Origin of the sequence: Cystobacter fuscus (genome assembly GCF_044360685.1) — a bacterium.
Classification (GTDB): domain Bacteria; phylum Myxococcota; class Myxococcia; order Myxococcales; family Myxococcaceae; genus Cystobacter; species Cystobacter fuscus_C.
The window spans coordinates 11,334,080-11,356,622 of the sequence record NZ_CP043491.1; the positions used below are offsets into that span (position 1 = coordinate 11,334,080).

The window sequence follows — 22,543 nt, forward strand, 5'->3', positions numbered from 1 at the left end:
TCTATGCCGCCTTGGCGCCGAAGCGCTGATAGAACTCGCCGGCGATCTCCGCGATCGTGAGCCGCTGGTGAGTGGTCGGGTTAACATAGAGGTTCGGGACTCGGTAGTCGGGCGGGAGCTGGATTCCAAGCTTGAGCGCCAGCCGACGAAACGCCACCGGGACGAGTAGGCTGTCGAAGCCGGGCAGGTCTCGCAGTGGGCATGTGCTGGCCTGGACCTTCGTGGAGTCAGGTTTCTTGTCCTGAATCTCCTGATGGACCTGGATCAGCGTATTCTCGATGTCGGTGATGTCCATGTGCCGAACCTCCCCCCTTACCTATGGTAAGGTAATCGTACAGAACAGGCCGTGCTGGCCCGTGCTTACGGGTCGTAAGATAATCGTACGGAGCCGGCGGCGCAAGGCCCCTTCTTCATCAAGCCCCGCGGAGCCTCCCCGAGTCACGGCACTACCCGCAGAGCACAGGTAGTACCTGTGATCGGCACTTGCGGTACTGGATCAGTCGACCACTCCCCCTTACATGTGGGTGTAGCCGAGTCCGGCCGTTACGCCATCCTGCTCTCGTAGGCCCCGAACCCCACAAGCAGGCAGGGGCTCCACGGAGGCCCGTGGCAGGCTGACGGTAGCATGTGCCCTGGCGACAGTATGGCCGGGGAGGGGCAGGTGGAGGAGCGCGGGGGGGCGTACGGCGGAGGCAACCGGAGGGGGCGGCACTATAACGAGGCGGTGAGGGACAACCGCTCCACGCTGCTTGCGGAGGCGAGCGAGGTGGGGCGCGGCATGCCCCGGTATGTGGAGCGGGACTTCGCCAGCGCCACCGGGTACGGAGGTTGTTGGCCACCGTCGATCCAAACGATCACTGATACCACAGTGGTTGAGCTAGGAGCGTTTAACCGCCCGAATTGATCCGGCGGGCGGACTTGGGAATAATCCGGCTACGGGGCGGCTCGGAGTGACGGATCGCTACCCGAGCATCTTCCGAACCTACACATGCCCAGTTCCGCAACCTTTCTACATCTCACCGACGTTCACTTGGCCTCGGACGGCGTGGAGTTCGCCCGCGCTGATCACAAAGTCGACATCCCAGAGATCCGGCAGGAAACGCGAGAGGAAGTTCTTGACCTGACGCTTGGCCGCGTGGCGGAGCGGCTTCGACAGGAGAAGCGAACTCTCGATGGCGTAATCTTCTCTGGAGACGCGCAAGATCGCGGCCGCCCAGGAGGACACGAGCTTCTGCTTAAGCTCCTCTTGAAGCATCTCAGCAATTTCGGGGTGTCACCGGCCAACATCGTCGCTGTTCCCGGAAATCATGACGTGCCCCGGGCAAGCCCACCGAGCTCGCCAGCGCGCTATGATCCGTTCGCCAAGGTTTGGCGCACCGCAGGTTGCGTGACACCCTGGCTCGATGGCTTGGATGCCAAGCCCGCCGACGGCGGTGCTCATAGATTGGCAGCAGACGATGGGACCTGGGCGATCTTCCCGCTCAACTCGTGCAACTGGTCCCATGTCTCCATTACTCTACCTCAGCCTCTGGCGGATGTTTGGGCGAACCTCCACGAGCTCGCCGCCGCAGGCGACAGCAAGGTTGCAGAGAAGCTGCGTAGTCAGCTCGATGGTTTAGCCCGCTACGATATGGCGCGCATTTCAGGCGCCCAACTTGAGATCCTGCGGGGCCTGATCGAAGCAACGCGTCAGCCAAGGTCGGGGCGTCAGCTCCGGATTGCTGTCGTTCACCACCACCTTCGGGCGCCGAGCCTTCGTGAAGAGCTGAAGCCTTTTGCGGATTATTCCAACTTAGCCCAGCTGCGCGCCTTCCTCCGCGAGCGGGACATCGCGATGCTGGTGCATGGGCACAAGCATGAGCACGCAGCTCAGTTCGAACACATCTATGATCATGACGGTGAGCGCGCTCACCGAACCTTGGTCTTATCAGGAGCAACCTTCGAGCCTGGTCATGAGGCGGACGGCGTTCGGCTCCTGACAATCAAGGGCATGCCGAACAGCCCGTCCGTTCACATCGAACCGATCGCCGTCGCGCGCGGCGGAGTGGACGTCCGTGGGGCTCCGACACTCAATCGAAGGCTGTGGGCAAGTGACGACGTCCCGGGAGGTCCGGTCGTCATCCAAGGGTCGGACTTGGACGCGGTCTACGAGCGCGCCTGTGAAGTCGCGGGCGCAGACGCGGAGAACGGCACCCTGATTGTTCACCTCGATCTCACGTCCGAGGTGAAGGGTGAACTGCCGCTGCCTTCCAGTTACCCGTTGCCCAAGCCGATGAAGGCTGACGAGCGGCAACGCTGGCTCAAGGAGCTCGTCCAGTGGTGGCAACTCGAGACCTCAGGGCTTGAGCATCGCATGCCGTTCGTACATGGGAGCAGGTTGCGCCGATATGGCGGCAAGATCGATCAGATCAAACGCATCATCAGTCTCCTGAGGGAAAAAGCGAGCACGCGGGCGCTGGCTGTGCTCATCGATCCATTTCGCGATTTCACGCAAGACGGAACAGACGAAGAGTTTGCATCCTTCTGCCTCGTGGAGTTCAAGCGACGTGAACTCGGCGGCTCACGTCGTGCAGTTGACGCGATCGCGTTCTATAGGGCCCAGGAATTCGCGCGCTGGTGGCCGATAAACATCGCTGAGCTACGATTTCTGCAATGGAAGATCTGTGAAGAGCTCAGCTTTACACCAGGTCGTATCACCACCATCGCGGCAGATGCGCGAACGCACTCCCGCACCCCAACTCAGGTCGCTATGCCCATTATCGACCGGTGGTTAGACCAGGCTCCGGAGCGCCTGCATCTCCTCGCGAATGCTCTCGTGAACAAGCAACTGGAGAGCGAGTTGCAGCGAGAGGCTGTTCGCGGCTGGGCGCAAACCCTCGCAGACCTGGAGGCGACGGCAAAGGAATACAACCCTGATGGGCTTCCGATAGCGATCGAAGGTCTGAACATGCTCGCCGCGTATCTGGAGGTAGCGGTTGTTAGCGCCGACCCAAGTCTCTCCCGCTTCGCTCGTACCTTGCGGCGGCTCGCCAGCTCAAACCATCAATTCGAGGATAGTGCTAGGACCAAGGCAGACTTCGATCGCTGGTCCATAAATACCTTGGATGCCGTCTCTGAACTTGTGGCGCTCACCCATGAGCGACTTGGCACGCAAGTCATCTTGTAGTGCGAAGCCCTACGCCGTGGCTTCGCCCTAGTACTACCCGGTCAGATGCGGGATAGGCCGAGAGGGGGGAGCGCGAGCGGAGATAGGGAGCATGCAGAGGGGGCAGTGGCCGATGCGACACAGCAGCAGGTGCTGCAAGCGCATACGCACCTGAGGCAACGTCCACCGCGTTCGGCTCAGGGGGAAAAGCGCCCGGCGGAGCGCGAGGAAGCCGTGGGCGACAACACAGAGGGAGAACACCCTCGAGGAACTCCGTGCTGGCAGCGGAGGAGGTGGACGTTAGATGAAGCGCGGGCTCGTTATTCATGTACACGGCGTCGCCTCGCCCGAGGAGGCGGAGCAGCTCGAGTCGCTCGGTGTAGACCTGATAGGGGTCGTCGTGGGCGAGCGCGCGACGGGTAGGGTCATCGCTAGGGACGACGCACACGCGATCGCGGCATGCCTCAAGCGAACTCGGCTGTGCGTGGAGTTGCTCGGCGAGGCTTCGCTGCTGGAGCCCCAGGCGGCGCGGAGGATGGGCGTCCAGGTGGTGCAGGTCCCATGGGGGACAGAGGTGCCACAGACCTGGCGCCAAGCGCTCGCGCGGGCCGGCATTGAGTGGGCACTCGTGCGCGTGCCAGCCGACGAAGACGACGACCCGGCCTGGGTGCGAGCACGGATAGAGGAAGCGGGCACGCCACCACCCGCATGGACTCAGGTGGAGATCTGCCCATCGCTCGAAGATGGCTGGCGCGTCATCCGCGATGCCAGCGAGAACGAGCTGGACGCGCGTGACCTCGACGCGCTCGCCGCGAAGCTCCCGCTCCTGTTCTCCCTCCCCTTACGCCTCGACGAGGTCAAAGAGATCCGACGGGGGCTGTTTCACGCGCGGGGCTTCTCCTTCACCCTCGGGGACAAGCTGGGCGAGGCGCGCGGGGCACATCACTTCTCCCTCAATCAGGTGCGCAAGCTACTGAAGCGGCTCGAGGCTGAAAGTAACTGATCGCCCTGCCCTGTCTGTGGCTTGCGGGACATTCAACGTAGGCCAGCCTGGATTCGGGACACGTAGCCGCGGCCGTAGTGAGTGCGCCAGCCAGGCTTGCCGCGCGTCCTCAGGTCCTCGGCAGTCGCTCCACCTCTCCTTGCGTGGGCAACGGCCAACGCCTCGAAGCGCATTCCGCCCTCCTCCGGCACGAGCCAGGAGCCCCCTGGGTCCCACCTGGGACTTGACGACCCATAAGCGTTGGCTTATTTGTTGGGCATGCAGAGCGCGGCCGAACTCGAGAACAAGATCTTCCATGCGTTGGCGGACCCCAGCCGCCGGGCGATCTTCGAGTCGCTCACGCGTGGCGAAGCCACGGTGAAGGACCTCAAGGCGCGTTTCGACATCTCGCAGCCGGCGGTCTCACAGCACCTCGCCACTCTGAAAGACGCCGGTCTGGTGAACGGCCGACGCGAGGGGCGCTGCGTCTACTACCGGGTGGAGCCGCACGGGATGAAGCCACTCATCGACTGGATTTCACACTACCGCGCCTTCTGGACGGAGCGCGTGGATCGCCTCGAACAACTGCTCGACAAAATGGACCAATGAATCCCACCGACAAGACCAGCCCATCACAAACCGCGTCCATCTCATTCGAGTTCGATTTGCATCACCCGCCGGAGAAGGTGTGGCGAGCGCTGACCATCCCCGAGTTGCTCAACGAGTGGCTTCTCCCCATCGTCGAACTCAAGCTCGAACCAGGGGCCGCATTCGCCTTCAAGGCGCAGCCGCAACCCGGCTGGGACGGGACCGTGAACTGCCGGTTCCTCGAGATCGAAAAGCACAAGAAACTCAGCTACGCGTGGGTCGTCGGCGACTTCATCGACACCGTCGTGACCTTCACCCTGACGCCAACGGCGTCGGGCACCCGGTTGTTCCTGGAGCAGTCGGGCTTCAGGCCTGACCAGAAGCAGAACTTCGGCGGTGCGCGCTACGGCTGGAAGATGATGGGCGGGAAGCTCGTCGACCTGCTCGCGAGGCTCTCATGAACTGGAACAAATTGATTCGAGAAACTCATCGTTGGCTGTCCATTGCCTTCACGGTGGCGGTCATTGCCAACATCGTCGCCCTGTTCACCCAGAAGCCCGGCTCGGAGGCGGCGGGACAAACCCAGTCCGCCATGCTGGTGGGCCTGCTGGCGCTGTTCCCACTCATCGTGCTCCTGTTCACCGGTCTGTATTTGTTCGCGCTGCCGTATGTGACCAGGTGGCGCAGGGCCAACGCACCGGCGGCCAGGAACGATTAGCACCCACGAGCACACCTGGAATGAAGGCGATGCCTGGCAAGACGACGACGAAAGCCGCGGCGAGGAAGACGACCGCGAAAGAGAAGACCGCGACGGTCGCGAAGAAGCCCGCCGCCAGGCGTGTCGCCACGAAGGCGGCCAGGCCGGGCAAGGCCGCCGCCAGGTCATCGGACCCGAGTAGCGCATCCGAGCGGATCGACCAGAAGCTCGCGAGCCTGGGCGATTGGCGAGGAGAGCGGTTGGCCGAGATTCGCAAGCTCATCCACGAGGTCGATCCCGAGGTGGTCGAAGACTGGAAATGGATGGGTACTCCCGTGTGGTCGCACGACGGGATGTACGTTCTCGCCAACCCCTTCAAGGACAAGGTGAAGATGACGTTCTTCCACGGAGCCCAGCTCCCTGACCCCAAGAAGCTCTTCAACGCGGATCTCAAGGGGGGCAAGTGGCGGGCGATCGACCTTCGCGAGGGAGACAAGCTCGACACGACAGCACTCAAGGCGTTGCTGCGCGCGGCGGTGGATTACAACACCACGCACTCGGTGCCGAAGAGCAAGGGGTCGAGAGCGTAGAGCGCGTGCGAGGATTCCGCGCACCGCGCCTCCATGTCGCTCCCTACGATTCGTCCGACACCTTTTTCGGATGCTCCTCGCGGGCGATCATGAGCTGCCGGTAGGGAATGACGCGCACCAGCTCCGCGAGCGTGGTCTGCCCGGAGGCGAGCTTCTCCAGCGCGTTCTCCACGAGCGTGCGGAAGCCGTGCGCCCGCGCGTGGCGGCGGAGCTGGGCGCTGTGGGCCCCCTGGGCGATCAGCTCCTGCAGCCCCGAGTCCACCACCAGGAGCTCGTAGATGCCGGTGCGCCCGCGGTAGCCGGTGTGGCGGCACTCCTCGCACCCGACGCCCGTCTGGGGCTGGATGCCGTCCAGCAGCGGACCGAGCAGCTCCTTCTGCTTCCGGGTGGGTTCGGCGGGTGCCACACATCTGGGGCAGATGCGGCGCACGAGCCGCTGGGCCAGCACCGCGAGCAGCGAGTCCGCGATGTCGGCGTCATCCAGCTCCAGGCCGCGCAGCCGGCCCACGGCGCCCACCGCATCGGCGGTGTGGAGCGTGCCGAGCACCACGTGCCCGGTGGCCGCGGCGTTGAGCGCCATGCTGCCCGTCTCCAGGTCGCGGATCTCCCCCACGAGCATCACGTTGGGGTCCTGCCGCAGCAGCGCGCGCAGCAGCTGCGCGTGCGACATCTGCGGGGTGACCTCCTTCTGGTTCACCTTGGGGACGTAGTACTCGATGGGGTCCTCGGCGGTGATGATCTTCTTGCGCCCATCGTTGAGCTGCGCGAGCGCCCCATAGAGGGTGGTCGTCTTCCCGCTGCCCGTGGGGCCGGTGACGAGGATGAGGCCCTCGGGGTTGGAGAGCAGGTTGAGGAAGACCCGCTCCGTGTCCGGGCTCATCCCCAGCTTGCTCACGGGGACGAGCCCCTCGCTCGAGTCGAGCACGCGGATGACCACGTCCTCACCGCCCGGACTCGGCACCACGCTCACGCGGTAGTCGACGACCTTGTGCTCCTCGCCCTGAATGATGACGGCGCGGATGCGGCCGTCCTGGGGCCGGCGGCGCTCGGTGATGTCCATTCCGGCGAGGATCTTGATGCGGCTGATCACCTCCTGCACGGACTCCGGATCCATGTCCGTGTAGGCCTGATGCAGGATGCCGTCGATGCGGTAGCGCAGGTCCACGTCGTCGCGGTAGCTCTCGATGTGGATGTCCGAGGCCCCACGCTCGATGGCCCCGGCGAGGATGTCATCCACCAGCTCGACGGACGAGGGCGGCTGCCGCGAGGGCGGGCGCTGGCGGATGACGAGATCCGACTTCGTCTGGGGCCCGGCACCGAAGCCCGTGCGGAGGGCCGTGTCGATCTCGTAGCGGTTGAGCTTCACCGGCTGGATGGCCCGCTGCAGGAAGTCGGAGATCCGGAAGCGCAGGGACTGGTTGTCCGGATCCGTCATGCCGATGGTGACGGGCGTGTCGGACGCCTGCGCGTCGATCTTCCCCAACACCACCACGGAATGGCGGCGGCAGAACGGCTCCGGGAGCAGCCGCATGGAGTGGCGGTCGAGGGTGTACTGCGAGAGCTCGGAGAAGGTGTCGGACCCCTGGGCCATTCGGATAGGCATAGCACGCCGGGAGGATGGAGGCATTCCGCCCCGCGATAGGGCATCTCGCCCCCCCTCCGCGCCTCCCGCCCCATCCTCCTCCGAGAGAAGAGCGTTGGCATGTCCGATGCTCTGTCTCCGGGCATCACCCCGGCAACTTCGCTGGGACGGAGGAAGCAGCCATGAAGAACGCGATCTCGAAGCTGATGGTGGTGGGGACGTTGATGATGGGCAGCGCGGTGATGGCCGCGGATGCTCCCGCCGCGCAGCCAGCCAAGCACGCCGAGCATGCCAAGAAGGCCCCCAAGAGCGAGACCAAGCCGGCGGAGGGCACCGAGGCGGGCACCACCCCCCCGCCCGCTCACCACGCCGCCAAGAGCACCAGGCACAAGGGCTAGTGCGCGCCGCACGGAGCCGCGGGAGCCCAACTCCCGCGTGTGCCCCGCTCCCATCATGACCCGTGACGCATCTCCCCGCCCGGGGTGTGAGGTGAGTCACAGCAGCCCAGCAAGTGTCATGCGAGGCTGTGCCGCGAAGTTTGGGTCATGCAACATTGGACTGGCCGTCCAGCGAATGGGTAGAGGCTGGTGCACCGAGGAGGAGCCGTGGCACATCGGGCGGGGTACACCCTTCACCAGCAGCTCCATGCCAGCGCGCGTTCGACGATCTTCCGGGCCACCCGGCTGCGCGACCAGTGCCCGGTCATCCTCAAGCTGACCGCCAGCGATTACCTCGACCGGCGCCGCACCCTCGAGATCCGCCGGGAGCACGCCATCGCCCGCCGCGTCCAGGGCGAGGGGATCGTCCAAGTCCTCGGTCTGGAGGAGTTCCCCGACCGGATGGCGCTCGTCCTGGAGGACTTCGGTGGCACGTCCCTGCGCCATCTGCTCAACGAGCGCGGGCCCCTGGACGTGAGCACCTTCCTCGACTTCGCCGTGCGCATCAGCGCGGCGCTGGGGCACATCCATCACCACGGCGTCATCCACAAGGACATCAAGCCCCAGAACATCATCGTCAATCCCGCCACCGGGGTGCTGAAGATCACGGACTTCTCCCTCTCGGTGGGACTGTCGCTGGAGGTCGTCCCCCCCGAACTCCCCACGCACCTGACGGGCACGCTGGCCTACATGGCGCCCGAGCAGACCGGCCGCATGAACCGGGGAGTGGACTACCGCGCGGACTTCTACGCCCTGGGCGCCACCTTCTTCGAGCTGCTCACCGATCGCCACGTCTTCACCACGAACGCGCCGCTGGAGCTGCTCCACGCGCACGTGGCTCAGCCACCGCGCTCACCGAGAACCCTCGTCCCCGAGGTGCCGGAGTGCCTCGCGGCCATCATCCTCAAGCTGCTGGCCAAGGCCCCGGAGGAGCGCTACCAGAGCGCCTGGGGGCTCATCGCCGACCTGCGGGAGTGCCAGCGCCAGCTGCGCGAAGGGGGCACGGCCGGATCCTTCCCCCTCGGCACCGAGGACCATACCCACCAGTTCCACGCCCCCCAGGGACTCTACGGACGCGACGCGGACATCGCCCTGCTGACCGGGACGTATGCGCGCGCCGCGGCCGATCGCGGCCAGCTCCTGCTCATCCGCGGCCCAGCGGGCATAGGTAAGTCCTCGCTCGTCAACGAGCTGTACCGGGTGACGGCCGCCAGCCGGGGGAGAGTGGCTATCGGCAAGTGTGACCAGTTCCTCAACAGCGAGCCCTTCGATGCCGTCCGCCAGGCGCTGCGACATCTGGTGCGGCGCACGCTCGAGGAGGGCGAGGCGGAGATGGCCGATATGCGCGAGCGCCTCCAGGGCGAACTCGGGACGAACACCGCCGTCCTCGTCGAGGCCGTCCCCGACACCCGCGCGCTGGTGGACGAGCAACCTCCGCCCGCCCCGCTCCCCGCCTCCGAGTCCAGGAACCGCCTCACCCTGGTGCTCACACGCACGATCCAGGCCTTCGCGACCCCCGAGCGTCCGCTCGTCCTCTTCCTGGATGACCTGCAGTGGACCGACAGCGCCACGCTCCTGCTGCTCCAGGCACTCGCCCGGGATCCCTCCACCCGGCACCTGCTGCTCGTCGGCGCCTACCGCGATACGGAAGTCTCCTCGACCCACCCCCTCCCCCTGACACTCGACGAGCTGCGTGCCACCGGCACCTCCTGGACGCAGCTCCACCTGGTCCCCCTGGGCCTCGAGGATGTCGCCCGGATGGTGCACGAGGCCATCGCCGCGGACGCCGGACGCGAGCTGGAGCTTGCCCGCTTCATCCTCTCGAGAACGGGAGGTAACCCCTTCGCCGTCAAGGCGTTCCTCCGCATCCTCCATGGGCAGGGACTGCTCCGCTTCGACATGCGGAACCATCAGTGGGAGTGGGAACTCGCCCGCCTGGAGTCCCAGGCGCTTCCCGACGACATCGTCACGCTGATGGAGGCCGATAGCCGCCGGCTACCTCCGGAGACCCGCGACCTGCTCCAGCGCGCGGCCTGCCTGGGCGTGACGTTTGGCTTCCGCGACCTCATGGTGGCGCATGGGGCCACGGCCGGGGAGACGGCGCGCGCCCTGTGGACCGCCATCGAGCTGAAGCTCGTGCTGCCACTCGACAGGGACTACGTGCTGCTCGACCCCCAGGGCGGCGCGGCGGAGCCCACGGACCTGGATGTCTCCTTCCGCTTCGTGCATGACCGCGTCCAGCAGGTCTCCTATTCGCTCCTTCCCGAGGACGAGCGCGCCGCGCGGCATCTGGAGGTGGGCCTGCGCCTGTACGAGGATGCCCGCGCCACGAAGACGCTCGATGAGCGGGTGTTCGCCATCCTGCCGCACCTGGGCCACGCACCGGAGCGCATCGGCCCGGACTCGCTGCGGCTCGAACTGGCAGACCTCCACCTCGCAGCGGGACGCCGGGCGAAGAGTTCGGGCGCGTACCGCACCGCCTGTGCGCTCTTCCAAACGGGCGGTGTGCTCATCCCTCCAACCATCCGGGACCAGGAGCACGAGCGGACCTTCGCGCTCCAGAAGGAGCTCACGGAATCCCTCTATCTGGCCGGCGATATCGAGGCGGCGACTTCAGGCTTCTCCGCCCTGTGCGCCTACGCTCGCACCCCGATACAGCGCGCCAGCGTCCTCGTCCTGCAGGTCATCCTGGGGAATCTCGGCGCCCGGTACGCCGAATCGCTGGTGCTCGGTCTCGAGGGACTGCGCCTGCTCGGAATCGACATTCCCGACACACCCGATGACACCACCGTCGCCTTTGAGCTGCGGGAGGTGGCGTCCGCGCTGGAAGGCCGCGACCCCACGGAGCTGCTCGACCTGCCCCTGATGAGCGAGCCGAACGCACGCCTCGCCTCAGAGATGCTCAGCACCATCGTGACCTCCGCCTACCTGGTGTCTCTGAAGGTCTTCGTCCTCCTGGCGCTCCGGCACGTCCGGCTGAGTCTGCAACACGGAAACAGCCCCTTCTCCCCCTCCGGCTACGCCCACTATGGCCTCGTCCTCTCGACCGTTCTCGACGACCCCGCCGCTGGCCGACGGTTCAGCCAGCTCGCCATCGAACTCGCCATACGCACCCGGGACCCGATGCGGCACGCACGAGCGCTCTTCGCCCATGCGAGCTTCATCGATCATTGGACACAGAGCGCACGTGCCGGCCTCTCCCAGTTCGCCGAGGCCTACAAGCTCATGCTGGAGTGTGGGAACTGGCAACACGCGGGAATCTGCTTCACCTTCTTCGCCGCGCGACGCCTCGCCCTGGGAGAGCCCCTGCAGGAACTCCTGGCAGATAACCAGCAGTTCATCGACTCTCTTGGGGTCCACAAGGGTCCCGGCACCCTCTATACGCAATGGGCGCTCCAGCAAGTGTTGTTGCGGCTGACGGGCGCCCCGGAAGAGCCGCGACAGACAATCCAGCCCCCCCCTCTCCTGACACCAGCAACCAAGGCCTACGTCGCACTGGGGCAGCTCGAACAGCACTACCTGCTCCAGCAACCCGAGCTGGCGTTGACCATGGCGGAGGAGGTTGCCGCACTGAGGAGCGCCATCCCCGGGTTCTTCCAGCTGACCACGCACGCCTTCTATTATGCACTGAGCGCGGCTGCGGTGTACCCGTCGGCCAGCGAGAGTCGGAAGCAGGAGTTGCTCGCACTCATGGAGCAGCAGCGTGCGTATCTGGAGAAGTGCGCCCACCGCGCGCCGGAGAACTTCTCGCACTACCATCTGCTGGTCCGCGCGGAACTCGCCCGCATGAGGGGACAACACATCGAGGCGCACACCCTGTACGAGGAGGCCATCGCCACCGCCCGCTCCAGTGGCTTCACCAGCGTGGAGGCCATCGCGTGCGAACAGGCCTTCCGGTTCCAGGCGGACCTGAATCGTCAGCCCCTGGCCATCGCCTATCTGATCGAATCCCTCAACGCCTACGAGCGCTGGGGCGCCGCGGGCAAGGTCCATCTCCTGGTGGCCGAACAGGCTCAGCTCCTGCGCTCCTACAGCGGTGGTCTTGGGGCTTGGGATCACAAGCTCCAGCGACCAGGCCTCTCGGTGGCGCACCCCCTGGGTGGCGAGTACCCGGAGGGCCCCTCCTCCTCCGACCTGTCCAGCACCGAGTCGCTCCCCGAGGCGCTCGACGTGTCCTCGATGATGAAGGCCGCCCAGGCCATCTCCAGCGAGCTGCACTTTCCGCAGCTCGCCGCCAATCTCATCGACATCCTCATGGAAAGCACGGGGGCCCAGCGCGGCGTGCTGGTGCTCCAGCGGGAGGAAGACTTCTTCGTCGAGGCCTCAGGCGAGCTCGGCATCGGCAGCGGTCCCCTCGCTCCCGTGCAGCGCCTGGCGCACAGTGACATGCTCAGCCAGAGCATCGCCGAGCTGGTGCTGCACACCGGCAGCCCCCTCCTCGTCGACGATGCCTCCGCCCAGGAGCCCTACCGCGACGATCCCTACATCGTACGGCGCAACGTCCGCTCGGTGCTCTGCGCACCCATCCTCCACCGCAAGCAGATCCTCGGCCTCTTCTACCTGGAGAACAACCTCATCACGGGCGCCTTCAACGCCAACCGCCTCCGGGTGCTCGGCATGCTCTCGGCCCAGGCCGCCATTTCCCTGGAGAACGCCGGGCTCTACCGCAAGCTCGAGGAGTCCAACCGCACGCTCGAGCACCGAGTCCAGGAGCGCACGGAGGAGTTGCACCACAAGAACGCCGAACTCCAGCGCGCCCTGGAGCGCCTCAAGACCATGCAGGCGCAGATCATCACCCAGGAGAAGCTCGCCTCCCTGGGCTCGCTCACCGCCGGCATCGCCCACGAGTTGAAGAATCCCCTGAACTTCGTGAAGAACTTCTCCGAACTCTCGCTCGAGTTGTTACCCGAGCTGTCCGAGGTGGTGCAGCGAGCCCAGGCCACCACGAAGCGGGAGGAAATCGACACCCTGTTCAACGAATTGAAGCAGAACATCTCGAAGGTGCGCGAGCACGAGCAACGAGCCAGCCGCATCATCAATGGGATGTTGCGGCACGCGCGCAACAACCGGGGAGAACCGCAACCCACCTCCATCAACGCATTGGTGGAGGAGGCCATCCGGCTCGTTCAGCAGGGACTGCGCGCCAGGAGTCCTTCGCGCCACCTGTCCGTGGACATCTCATTCGATGAGGCCCTGCCTCAACTGCGCCTGGTGCCCGAGGACTTCCGCCGCGTCATCCTCAACCTGTTGGATAACGCCTGCTACGCGGCCCATGAGAAGGCCCAGCGGCCCGAGGCGCTCGAGCCACCCCGGCTGAAGGTGTCCACGCACTGGAGCGGGAGCGAGGTAGAGATCCGGGTGCGCGACAATGGCAATGGCGTCCCCGCGGCGGTGCGCGACAAGCTTTTCACGCCCTTCTTCACCACCAAGCCCACCGGTGAGGGAACGGGACTGGGCCTGTCACTCAGCCATGACATCATCGTCGTCACACTCGGTGGAAAACTGAGGATGGAATCCGAGGAGGGACAGTACGCGGAATTCACCATCGTGCTCCCGGGCGAACTCGCGCGTCCGTCCGCGTGATCGCAGATGGGGCTTTCCGTAACTCCGGCCCGGAGCCGCTCACGTCCTCGTCCACTTCTGGGGGTCATGAGGACTCGAGGGTGCGCTCCTGAAAGGCGGCGGCGAGGAAGCGCTCCACGGCCCAGGTGGTGATCTGTCCTCCCGGGCCCGCGGGGTTCGCATCGCAGCCGTGGGTGGCCCAGGGCAGCTCCAACTCGAGGTGGGGCACCCGGGCCTCCGTCAGGCGCCGGGCGAGGCGCCGGCTCTGCTCGGCGAAGACCAGCTCGTCCCGGGTCCCATGGACCAACAGCGTGGGCGGCGAGTTGGGGAGCACGAAGCCAATGGGCGAAGCCGCGTCGAAGCGCTCCTGCACCTGGGCGGGCGTTCCCCCGAGGTAGTCACTCAATGTCTTGGGGCTGTCCATCACCAGCGGGTTGGTGGGATGAGCCCAGCCCCAGTTGAGGTCCGAGGGCGCATACAGCGCGACGACCGCGCGGATCGCGGGCTCCTGAGCGGTATAGGCAGCCAGCAGGGCGAGCTGACCGCCAGCGGAGCGCCCGAGCAAGGCGATGCGAGAGGCATCGAGCCCCAGCCGGGAGGCGTTCTCCCGCAGCCACGCCAGGGCCGCGAGCACGTCATCCCGCTGGGTCGGGAAGGTGTGCCGGGGCGCGAGCCGGTAGTTGATCGCCGCGACGGCGATGCCCCGGGCGGCGAGATAGCTGTTCAGCCAGTCGAGCTGGGTGCTGTCACCGCTGTTCCAGGAGCCGCCGTGGACCACCACCACGAGCGGCTGGGGCTGGGGCATGCCGGGGCCTCGGTACAGGTCCAGTTGCAGCACATGGCCCTCGACTTCCCGGTAGGTGTGCCGGGTGGGCACCACCTTGGGCGTGGAGACCGAGAGCAGATCCCTCAGGACGAGGGGCGCGGTCCGGGCCGGAGCCCCGGGGAACGCGGGGGGTTGGACTGAGCCGAAGGACCGCGCGAAGCGCGCCTCCAGTCCCTTCACGTACCCGAGCGCCCGGCCCAGGGAGGAGAGCAGCAGGAGCGCGGCGAGCGCGGCCAGGCCCCATGCGATCCGCGCGCCGAGGCCCGCGCCGCCCGGCAGCAGCAACAAGGCGAGTGGAAGGACGGCCAGCACATGGCCCCACTCGGTCGCGGCCACGGCGGGCTTCCAGAGGGCCGCCACGGGGGCCTTGAAGAGTCCCAGCAGGCCCAGCCCGAACAGCGGGACGGAGAGAAGCAGACGAAGGGTGTCGAGAGATTCCACGGAAGTACGTTCCTCCAGGCCGGGCCTAGATGTTGATACGGGAGCTGACCGTCCGGATGTCCAGGCCCAGCGCGGAGAACTCGGAGGAGTGGGCGCGCAGCAATTGCACCAGCCGCGGGTGCACGTCGTCCTCCTCGTTGGCCAGGAGCAAGCCGTAGTTCGTCTTCGACAGCATCCAGGAGATCCACAGCATCTCGGTGGCCTCGTCCGGAGGTGGGGCCGTGTCCGGGTCGTCCACGGCCGGCAGGCTCCCGTTCTTCCCCCAGCGCAGCCCCAGGCAGGAGTACTGGACCTCGCCGGCGTCGTCCCACTGGAGGTTGTTGGCCCAGGCATGCCGGAAGGTCGCGAAGTAGATGACGTAGCGGCAGAGCTGCTTGAGCGCCTCCACCTCTCCAGGCTGAGGGGTATCGGTATGCGTCACCGCGCTCACGGCCCGGGGCGGCGGCTGGGCGGCCTTGTCCTCCAGGTCCATGCGCTCGGAGCGCACGAACCATGGAGCGTCCTTCCCCACCACCCGCGCTCGCAGGTAGCGGCACACGAAGGCCGGCACCGCGTGGGCCACGAGCTCGTCCGAGAAGCGGCGTACCTCCCTCCACTGCGCCACGACCGCGTCACCGTGCTCGGCGAAGAAGGCGTCGACGTGCTCGCCGAGCAGCTTCCAGAAGAGTTGCGCCGCGTGGGCGTAGCGGTGCCCCTCGCACACCGGCGTCGCGGGCGCGAAGCCCCGCCAGTCGTAGCTGCCCATCAGGTGCAGCAGCCGCGTCTCGATGCCCTTCTCCGTCAACGCGCTGGCACGGGTCACGTAGCCACTCGGCCCGACCAGGAAGCTGTTGGCGGACTGGTTGATCAGCACCACCTCCCGCAGGTGGGGCAGGAGCAACCAACGCAAGGGATTGCGCCTGAGGTTGCGGTGCGCGGCGATGGCGTACTGCTCGACGTTGAAGTGGCACTGCCCGAGGTGGTTGCCCAGCTCGGTGTCCAGCGTCGCGCTCACCCGTGCGATGCGCTTGGCGGCCTCCCAGTCCGCGCCATCCGCGGGCGTGAAGACACGGCGTGTGAGCGGCGACCCGGGCGCCGTCGCTCCCGGCTCCCGCAGCCCCAGGAGGATGCGCACGGGCAGCACCCTGCCCTCCTCCAGCCGCAACCGCACGTCGACGTCGGGCAGGCAGTGGACGCCGTCCTGCTCGTAGGCATTCCAGGGGAAGTAGATCCGGAAGGAATGAGGATCGTCGGGGAGCTCGGGATCCCGGTCCAGGATCGTCGCGAACATGCCATTGAGCAGGCGTTCGCCGAAGAAGGCATCCCCGCGCGAGGAGCCCGGAGCCTGGCGCTCCATGCGGACGGTCATCGACTCGGGGTAGTCGGCCTGCAGCGACTCCAGGCTGGGAACCCGCCCCAGGCGGATCTGAAGCAGGTGCTGGCGCTTGATGAGCTCGATGGGATTGACGGCCTTGAGCATCGCCAGGGCACGCCCCGGGGCGTAGGCCGTCGGAGGAGTGCCCTCCTCGTTGATGAGCAGCCGGGCCAGGGGCGTCATCGGATCGTATTCCCAGTAGGGCAACCGGAGCGTGCCGAAGTCGTGGTGCAGCCCGCCGTGGTTGTCGGGGCCTCGCTCCGAGCCGATGCGCCGCCAGCTCTCCACCACCCGCCCGTCCTTGCGGAAGGTGTGCTGGGGCTCGAAGAAGCGCAGTTCCAGATCCGGCAGGTCCCCTGCCCCCGCGTCGGCGGGATCGTAGCGGATCGAGAAGTACCCCTCGGCGTCCGTGAACCCCTCGCCCAGGAAGTCATCCGGAGCGCCCGGATCCCGGTCCCACAGCTCGACCTTCAGGTGGTGCAAGGGAATGGGGCCCTGGGGGCCGTCCTGCTCGAAGACGAGGCGTCCGGTGGCGACGGCGGGCAGCGTGGCGGGGTCGCGGACGGCCCGGGGGCGAACGCGCGGGGCCAGCTCGCGGCTGACCGCGGCGCGCTCCTCGGGGCCCAGGCCCGCGTACCACCGGGCCAGCTCGGCGGGCGCGAGGAGCTCTGATTCGCTGGCCCGCTTCCCGAGGCCCAGGAAGGACAGCAGGCGGCGCAGGGGGTCACGAGGGGTGGAGCTCATGTCGATCCTTCAGCGCGCGACGAACCGCGTCTGGACACCCTTGGGCAGCACCACGCCGAAGAAGAAGCCTTCCTCGAAGGGCTCCGTCGACTGGACCTGGACCCTGGCGCGCGCCGCGATCGTCGCCACGGCCGTGCGCAGGAACACCATGGCGAAGTCGGTGGCCACGCACATACGAGGGCCTCTGCCGAACGGAAAGAAGTGGCCGCTGCCAATGGGGTCACGCGCCAGGCCCCCGTCCAGCCATCGCGTGGGTTCGAAGCTGTCCGGGTTGGACCAGTGCCGGGGATCCCGATGCAGGTACTGGTTGGAGATCATGATCGTCGTCCCCGCGGGCAGCGTGGCGCCGGCGAACTTCATCTCCGCGGCCGGGCTGCGGGTGAAGACACGCACGGCGGGCAGCAGCCGCAGCGCCTCGAGGGTGACGGCCTCGACCCAGCGCGCGGCGTTCAAACGCTCCAGCGTGGGCGGCCCCGAGGCGAAGTCGGCCGCCTCGGCCGCCAGACGCGCCTCGGCCTCGGGGTGCTTCTGGAGCTGGTGGAACACGCCCACCAGACTGGTGCTCGACGAGAAGACCCCGCCGTAGAACATCAGCGCGACGTGACGCGACAGCCACTTGTCGTCGAAGCCGGGCATCTCTCGCAGCATCCACGACATCAAATCCACGGCACCCGGCCTGGGTGACTCGCGTAAGGCGGTGAGGCGCTCCTCGAAGAACCGGTAGAATCGCTCCTGGGCCTGCTCGAAGCCCTTGGGCAGCGAGACGAACCGCAAGGGAATCTTGGCCTGGATGCGAGCGTCCGCTCCCCTGGCGAGCATCATGAAGTCCTCGTACACCGAGTCCGGTGGCACCTCGCCCATGCCGGCGACGGCGAAGACGTCGAACGTCAGCCGGCGCAGCACGGGCGCGAGATCGACCGTCTCCCCCCTGGCGATGAGCGCATCCACGGCCCGCGCGACCGCCGCCTGCATGGGGGCGACCTGGGCGGCCAGCCAGTCCGGAGACCAGCCCTGGACGAAGGGATCCTGCCGTCGTTTGAGGGCCCAGTCCCCCCGATGCTCCGCGATGAAGACCGAGTGCTCCGTCGTGGTCGGCGTGAGCTCCTGGCGAAGCGAGCCCTTCTCGAACTCCGTCTGGCGCGAGCCGAGCACCTGCTCGATGAGCTCGGGATCGTTGAGCACCAGGGCCGGAGTGCCGCCCAGCCAGATCAGGGTGACACCGCCATATTCACGGCCATACCGGGCGCAGACATTCCAGGGCATGGAGCCGAGGAAGTCTCCCGCCGTGCCGATGATTCCAGGCTGAGGGCCGGGCAGGGACTCCAGGCCCTTGCGCCGGGCACCAAAGAACAGATTGAAGAGGCCTCGCGACAAGACGTTGGGCACGGGTGGGCTCCTTTCTCAGACAGTGATGCCGCAAGGAATCTTGTCGGCTTGAAGAACGGTGTAGGGCACGTCGCGCTTTGCGTTGCGGGCCTTCACCGCGTCGAGCTGGGCACGCAACCGCTCGTAGAGCCGCTCCCGGACGGCGAGGAACCCGGGCTCCTGGAAGTAGGTCTCGCGCCACCCTCCCTCGTTGAGCAGGAACTCCTCGTCCTCGCCGAAGCTGGCGAGCGCGCGTCCGATGGCGATCTGCCAGAGCGTCTGGGATTGGGTCGGAATCATCTCGGGGATGTCTTCCATGCGCAGTTCCCCCTTCTGTGCCGGGGGAGGCCTGCGCATGCACAGCGGCGCGTTGGGGACGAAGGCGTAGTGCTCGTACTGGAGGTAGTTCACCGCCGCGTGGTGGACACTGCCCGTGTAGAGCACGATGGTCAGGATGTCGACGAGGTCCGCGACACGCTCGAGCCTCGCACAGGGCAGCTTGTCGACGGGGATGCCGTGCTCGATGAGATCGGCCCACCAGGCCTGCATCTCGGTATCGTTCACGAGGTCGGCGTCGGACGGGTAGAAGGGGGCGAGCACGCCGCCCACGTACTCCTCGAGCGCGTCCCACAGCGGCAGGGCATCGTCCCGGTACGGGTAGTCGGGCAGGACCGCCGGGTCGAGCACGCCCCGGCGCTCGAAGTCCAGGCGCGGCTTGTTGTCCGTCAGCTTCCAGCGCTGGAAGCCCTTCTGGCCCAGCTTGATGTGTCCCTTGTCCGGACCACCGGTGGCGATGATGTCGTCGAACACGCCGCCCTCGTCGAGCAGACCCTTGCGCGCTCCATTGTTGATGGCGAGGGTGTAGCGGAAGTGGCGGCGCATCAGCTTGTAGACGGGGTGGGGATCCGGCAGGTTGCGCATCGTCGCCATGACGAACGGCTCCACCACGAAGTGCGTGCGCAACGCGTGCACGACCATCTGGTGGGCATTGCCCTCGCTGCAGCGCAGGTAGATCTTCGCGGCGAGCCAATCCGCCTCGGAATCGTTCGGGGTGAACACGGGATCCTTCGCCGGATCCCGGCCCAGTTGGATCGCGAGCGGACGCAGCCGTTGGGAATCCTCGAGGTAGAGCAGGCACCGGGACGGGGGCGCCCAGCGCCGCTCCTCGACCCCGTGCTTGTCCACCTTGCGGAACATGGGAATGCCCTCGAGCACCTCGAAGTCGATCAAGAACACCCGCCGGGCCTCGAGCGCCCCCGCCAGCGAGGTCCCCGGCGACAGGAGCCCCCGGACCTCGTGATCCGTGAGCGGCATGCCCTCGGGCAGGGCGGTGATGCTGGTGATGTAGAGCGGATTGACGCCCTGGACGGCCTGCCGCGCGAACTCGTGGTCGTCCTGCCACCGCTCGGCGAGCTTGGGCAGCTCCACGTATCTGAGAATGCCGAGCGTATCCACCAACCCATTCCAGGCGTTGACCAGCAGGGGCAGGTGCAGCCGGATGGTGGCCATCGTCTTGGCGATGACGCCCTCGTAGCTGCCCTCGGTCAGACCCCGGTAGAGCTCGTCCTTGGGCAGCGGACGCTCCTCGCTGATGTCGAGCGCGCCGGGCAGCTGGGCGGTCGCCTCGGCGGGGCGCCAGGGGTACATCTTCTTGCGGTTCTCGAGCTGCGCGCGGCGGGCTTCCAGCGCGCGCGCGTGACGCACGTTCCGCTGCAGCCCGGCCGAACCCTCGAGGACCTCGGCCGTCGAGTTGCCCAGGATCCAGCGGTAGTACGGGAAGTGCCAGCTTCCATCACCCGAGGTGACATGGGCGAAGTCGAGGAGCCAGTCACCCGCCAGCGCCGCGGAGTTGGTGAAGCGCAGCAGGAGCAGCTCACCGACATCCCGGGTCTCGAGCGTATAGACATCCTCCGCTCCCGCCTCGAAGTCGTTGTGGAAGCGCTTGTCCAGGACATGCGGCTCGCTCTCTCCCAACGAGCCCACCAGGACAACACTGATGTCGGCATCCGTCCCTGACCCCAGACGAGCGCCCGTCCGCACCTTGATCTTGTATTCCACGCTCATGGCGTCCGCCCTGGTGCAGGCCCCATGCCGGTGTCCGCACCGCCTCATCACGAGCACCACGGCGCCAGCGTCCCCCACGCCGCGCGACTGACATGTCACCTGACACGACAGTTGACACGGGCTGACACGTCAGAAGCCGTAACGGGGGTGTTTCTGGATGGCGCTCCGGCGCGGCCCGAAGGCATGCTTCCTGGAAGATGAACGACGACGAGTTGCTGGAGAAGACGCTGTACGTGGCCAGGGAAGCGGGGATGCTCCTGCTTCGCAAGCAGGGCTCGGTGCTCCCGTTCGGACTGACCCTCGACCCGGCGGGCGACAACCCACGGACCTATTTTCCCCGGGACCAACTGCCACGCGCCTCCTGGGACGAGCTGCTCGAGGCCACCCTCGCGCATCTCGAGCGCAGCATCGGCGCGGGCGGCATCGGGGCGATCGCGCTCGTCACCACGCTCGAATCCGGAAGCCAGTCCGGCATGGGCGTCCAGGTCGAGACACGCGCCTCCGCGCTGTTCCTCGTGTACCCCTACACCGGAACCGGGCAGAACCGGAGTCTCGGGGAGCCCCAGACGGCGGAGGGGTTGCTCGTTGAACCGCTCCTGGCCCCATAGAGGGTGAGGAACGCCACCGGACGGTCAGGTCTCGGGCTCGTACCGTGGCGGCCCGAGTGACGCCTTGCTGATCGGCCTGCTCGTTTCGCGCACCCTCTCGGGCTTCGTGGGCGCGCATCTGGGTTGGCGCGGCGTGTTCTTCGTGGCCTCCAGTGCCATGTTCGCGCTCGCGGTGCTGCTGCGGCTCGCACTGCCACGCTACGAGTCACCCACGCGCCTGTCGTATCCGCGGCTGCTCCACTCGGTGTGGGAGCTGTTTCGCGGCCTGCCCGAGCTGCGTGCGATCGCCCTGACCGGCGCGCTGATCTACGCGGCGCTCTCGGCCTTCTGGGCCTCGCTCGCCTTCTATCTGGAAAGCGATGCCTTCCGGATGGGCCCGGAGACGGCGGGCATGTTCGGACTGATCGGCGCGGCCGGGGCGCTCGCCGCCAACCTGACCGGCCGCAACGTGGAGCGCATCGGTGCCCGGCGGATCGTGCAGGGATGCATCCTGCTGATGCTGTTGGCCTGGATGGTGTTCGCGGGCCTGGGCGCCACGTGGGCAGGGCTCATCACCGGCGTGCTCCTGTTGGATCTCGGCGCGCAGGCGGCGACGGTCTCGAACCAGACCGACCTCTACCGCATCCACCCGGAAGCGCAGACACGGCTCAATACCATCTACAAAGGCTATTATTTCGCCGGCGGCGCGTGCGGCTCCTGGCTCGGCACGGCCGCATGGGAGCACTTCGCGTGGCGCGGCGTCTGCGCGGTGGGGGCGATGTTCCTGCTGCTCGCCTTCGCGTGGGAGCGCCTGCGGCCCGCGGCGCACGCGGCGACGGCCACACCGGCGCCCCTTCCCCGGCCAGCGACGTAGTGCTGACATGAGAGTAGACTGGGGCGCCATGAAAGCCCCGCACCGCGAAGTGCTCTACGGCGGGTTGGAGGGCGAGCCCGGAAGGCGTCGGACAACACATGAGTCGCTACCGCCAGAACGTTCTCGAATTGATGGAGCAGACCCTCTCCGGATTGCCCCGGTTCGAGCGCGCGCTCGACTTCGGCTCCGGCGATGGCTGGTTCGCCCATGCCGTCTCGGAGCGGGGATGGGCCCGGGAGGTGGTGCCCGTGGACGTCCAGCGCCGCGAGCGGGTGCTCGTCGAGCCCATGCTCTACGATGGACGGACACTCCCCTTCGCGGACCGCGCCTTCCCCCTGGTCTACAGCATCGACGTACTCCACCACGCACCTGACCCTCTCGGGACGCTCGAGGAGGTGCTGCGCTGCACGGGCGAATACTTCCTGCTCAAGGACCACACCTACCGGAGCCAGGCCGGCTACCTGACGCTGTGCCTGCTGGATGAACTGGGCAACCGGCGCTTCGCGGTGCCCTCGCGCTACCGCTACCAGCGCGAGTGGGACTGGATACCCGTCCTGGCCCGGGCGGGGTTCGCGCTCCAGAAGTTCATCCATCCCGCCGCCTGCGAGCGGGGCGTGCTGCGGGTGTTCAACACGTTCCAATTCATCGGCCTGTGGAAGCGCGTCTCGGCGGATGCTGGAGCTCGCTGAAACCCTGGGGGCCGGG

Annotated in this window: 17 protein-coding genes; 11 read left to right on the forward strand and 6 right to left on the reverse strand. The window is 66.9% G+C overall.

The genetic code is table 11. The features are described 5' to 3' along the window. Position 1 precedes the first annotated feature (1 nt). The gene (locus F0U63_RS46360) at positions 2-295 is read right to left on the reverse strand and encodes a hypothetical protein (RefSeq protein ID WP_395841486.1); all 294 of its coding nucleotides are present in this window, start codon (positions 293-295) and stop codon (positions 2-4) included. Between the two features lie 693 nt (positions 296-988). Between F0U63_RS46360 and F0U63_RS46365 the strand changes: the two genes are divergently transcribed. The 6 genes from F0U63_RS46365 to F0U63_RS46390 all read left to right on the forward strand — a co-directional run bounded on the left by F0U63_RS46365 (position 989) and on the right by F0U63_RS46390 (position 6,002). Further along, positions 989-3,166, forward strand: a complete 2,178-nt coding sequence (locus tag F0U63_RS46365) for a metallophosphoesterase (protein ID WP_395841488.1) — start codon at positions 989-991, stop codon at positions 3,164-3,166. 283 nt (positions 3,167-3,449) lie between these two features. Further along, entirely contained in the window at positions 3,450-4,148 is a 699-nt protein-coding gene (locus F0U63_RS46370; protein WP_395841490.1) for a hypothetical protein, read from the forward strand. A gap of 258 nt (positions 4,149-4,406) precedes the next feature. Further along, complete coding sequence (locus tag F0U63_RS46375) at positions 4,407-4,736, forward strand: ArsR/SmtB family transcription factor (RefSeq protein WP_395841492.1); 330 nt, start codon at positions 4,407-4,409, stop codon at positions 4,734-4,736. Further along, positions 4,733-5,176 (forward strand): SRPBCC domain-containing protein, encoded by a 444-nt coding sequence (locus F0U63_RS46380; protein WP_395841494.1) that lies wholly within the window; start codon positions 4,733-4,735, stop codon positions 5,174-5,176. The genes F0U63_RS46375 and F0U63_RS46380 overlap by 4 nt, the downstream gene beginning before the upstream one ends. Then, positions 5,173-5,433, forward strand: a complete 261-nt coding sequence (locus F0U63_RS46385; RefSeq protein WP_395841496.1) for a hypothetical protein — start codon at positions 5,173-5,175, stop codon at positions 5,431-5,433. The genes F0U63_RS46380 and F0U63_RS46385 overlap by 4 nt, the downstream gene beginning before the upstream one ends. Positions 5,434-5,453: 20 nt before the next feature. Further along, entirely contained in the window at positions 5,454-6,002 is a 549-nt protein-coding gene (locus F0U63_RS46390; protein ID WP_395841498.1) for a DUF1801 domain-containing protein, read from the forward strand. Positions 6,003-6,045: 43 nt separating this feature from the next. Here the strand turns inward: F0U63_RS46390 and F0U63_RS46395 are convergent, their stop codons facing one another. Beyond that, on the reverse strand, positions 6,046-7,593 hold the full coding sequence (locus F0U63_RS46395; RefSeq protein WP_395841500.1) for a GspE/PulE family protein: 1,548 nt from the start codon (positions 7,591-7,593) through the stop codon (positions 6,046-6,048). A 173-nt stretch (positions 7,594-7,766) separates the two neighbouring features. On the opposite strand from F0U63_RS46395, the gene F0U63_RS46400 reads away from it, so the two are divergent. Together F0U63_RS46400 and F0U63_RS46405 are read left to right on the forward strand one after the other, a co-directional pair. After that, positions 7,767-7,982, forward strand: a complete 216-nt coding sequence (locus F0U63_RS46400; protein ID WP_395841502.1) for a hypothetical protein — start codon at positions 7,767-7,769, stop codon at positions 7,980-7,982. Between the two features lie 207 nt (positions 7,983-8,189). Then, positions 8,190-13,604 (forward strand): AAA family ATPase, encoded by a 5,415-nt coding sequence (locus tag F0U63_RS46405; protein ID WP_395841504.1) that lies wholly within the window; start codon positions 8,190-8,192, stop codon positions 13,602-13,604. Positions 13,605-13,668: 64 nt separating this feature from the next. On the opposite strand, the gene F0U63_RS46410 is transcribed toward F0U63_RS46405, so the two are convergent. The 4 genes from F0U63_RS46410 to F0U63_RS46425 are packed head-to-tail and all read right to left on the reverse strand — an operon-like array spanning position 13,669 to position 20,377. Continuing rightward, positions 13,669-14,850 (reverse strand): alpha/beta hydrolase, encoded by a 1,182-nt coding sequence (locus F0U63_RS46410; RefSeq protein ID WP_395841506.1) that lies wholly within the window; start codon positions 14,848-14,850, stop codon positions 13,669-13,671. Between the two features lie 25 nt (positions 14,851-14,875). Continuing rightward, positions 14,876-16,948, reverse strand: a complete 2,073-nt coding sequence (locus tag F0U63_RS46415) for a lipoxygenase family protein (protein WP_395841508.1) — start codon at positions 16,946-16,948, stop codon at positions 14,876-14,878. 9 nt (positions 16,949-16,957) lie between these two features. After that, complete coding sequence (locus tag F0U63_RS46420; RefSeq protein WP_395841510.1) at positions 16,958-18,334, reverse strand: cytochrome P450; 1,377 nt, start codon at positions 18,332-18,334, stop codon at positions 16,958-16,960. 15 nt (positions 18,335-18,349) lie between these two features. Beyond that, positions 18,350-20,377 carry a lipoxygenase family protein gene (locus F0U63_RS46425; RefSeq protein ID WP_395841512.1) on the reverse strand — a complete coding sequence of 676 codons (2,028 nt, stop codon included), beginning with the start codon at positions 20,375-20,377 and terminating at the stop codon, positions 18,350-18,352. Between the two features lie 197 nt (positions 20,378-20,574). Here F0U63_RS46425 and F0U63_RS46430 point away from each other — a divergent pair, with 197 nt between their 5' ends. The 3 genes from F0U63_RS46430 (at position 20,575) to F0U63_RS46440 (ending at position 22,527) form a co-directional block, all read left to right on the forward strand. Next, on the forward strand, positions 20,575-20,985 hold the full coding sequence (locus F0U63_RS46430) for a hypothetical protein (protein ID WP_395841514.1): 411 nt from the start codon (positions 20,575-20,577) through the stop codon (positions 20,983-20,985). A 64-nt stretch (positions 20,986-21,049) separates the two neighbouring features. Continuing rightward, positions 21,050-21,838, forward strand: coding sequence for an MFS transporter (locus tag F0U63_RS46435; RefSeq protein WP_395841516.1), 789 nt, complete (start codon positions 21,050-21,052; stop codon positions 21,836-21,838). Positions 21,839-21,936: 98 nt separating this feature from the next. Then, positions 21,937-22,527: a class I SAM-dependent methyltransferase gene (locus F0U63_RS46440; RefSeq protein WP_395841518.1), complete on the forward strand. Its 591-nt coding sequence runs from the start codon at positions 21,937-21,939 to the stop codon at positions 22,525-22,527. The last annotated feature ends 16 nt before the right edge of the window (positions 22,528-22,543 follow it).

Coding starts and splice junctions, on each gene's coding strand:
- F0U63_RS46360 (WP_395841486.1), bottom strand. CDS start 295: ATGGACATCACCGACATCGAGAATACGCTGATCCAGGTCCATCAGGAG.
- F0U63_RS46365 (WP_395841488.1), top strand. CDS start 989: ATGCCCAGTTCCGCAACCTTTCTACATCTCACCGACGTTCACTTGGCC.
- F0U63_RS46370 (WP_395841490.1), top strand. CDS start 3,450: ATGAAGCGCGGGCTCGTTATTCATGTACACGGCGTCGCCTCGCCCGAG.
- F0U63_RS46375 (WP_395841492.1), top strand. CDS start 4,407: ATGCAGAGCGCGGCCGAACTCGAGAACAAGATCTTCCATGCGTTGGCG.
- F0U63_RS46380 (WP_395841494.1), top strand. CDS start 4,733: ATGAATCCCACCGACAAGACCAGCCCATCACAAACCGCGTCCATCTCA.
- F0U63_RS46385 (WP_395841496.1), top strand. CDS start 5,173: ATGAACTGGAACAAATTGATTCGAGAAACTCATCGTTGGCTGTCCATT.
- F0U63_RS46390 (WP_395841498.1), top strand. CDS start 5,454: ATGAAGGCGATGCCTGGCAAGACGACGACGAAAGCCGCGGCGAGGAAG.
- F0U63_RS46395 (WP_395841500.1), bottom strand. CDS start 7,593: ATGGCCCAGGGGTCCGACACCTTCTCCGAGCTCTCGCAGTACACCCTC.
- F0U63_RS46400 (WP_395841502.1), top strand. CDS start 7,767: ATGAAGAACGCGATCTCGAAGCTGATGGTGGTGGGGACGTTGATGATG.
- F0U63_RS46415 (WP_395841508.1), bottom strand. CDS start 16,948: ATGAGCTCCACCCCTCGTGACCCCCTGCGCCGCCTGCTGTCCTTCCTG.
- F0U63_RS46425 (WP_395841512.1), bottom strand. CDS start 20,377: ATGAGCGTGGAATACAAGATCAAGGTGCGGACGGGCGCTCGTCTGGGG.
- F0U63_RS46430 (WP_395841514.1), top strand. CDS start 20,575: ATGAACGACGACGAGTTGCTGGAGAAGACGCTGTACGTGGCCAGGGAA.
- F0U63_RS46440 (WP_395841518.1), top strand. CDS start 21,937: ATGAGTCGCTACCGCCAGAACGTTCTCGAATTGATGGAGCAGACCCTC.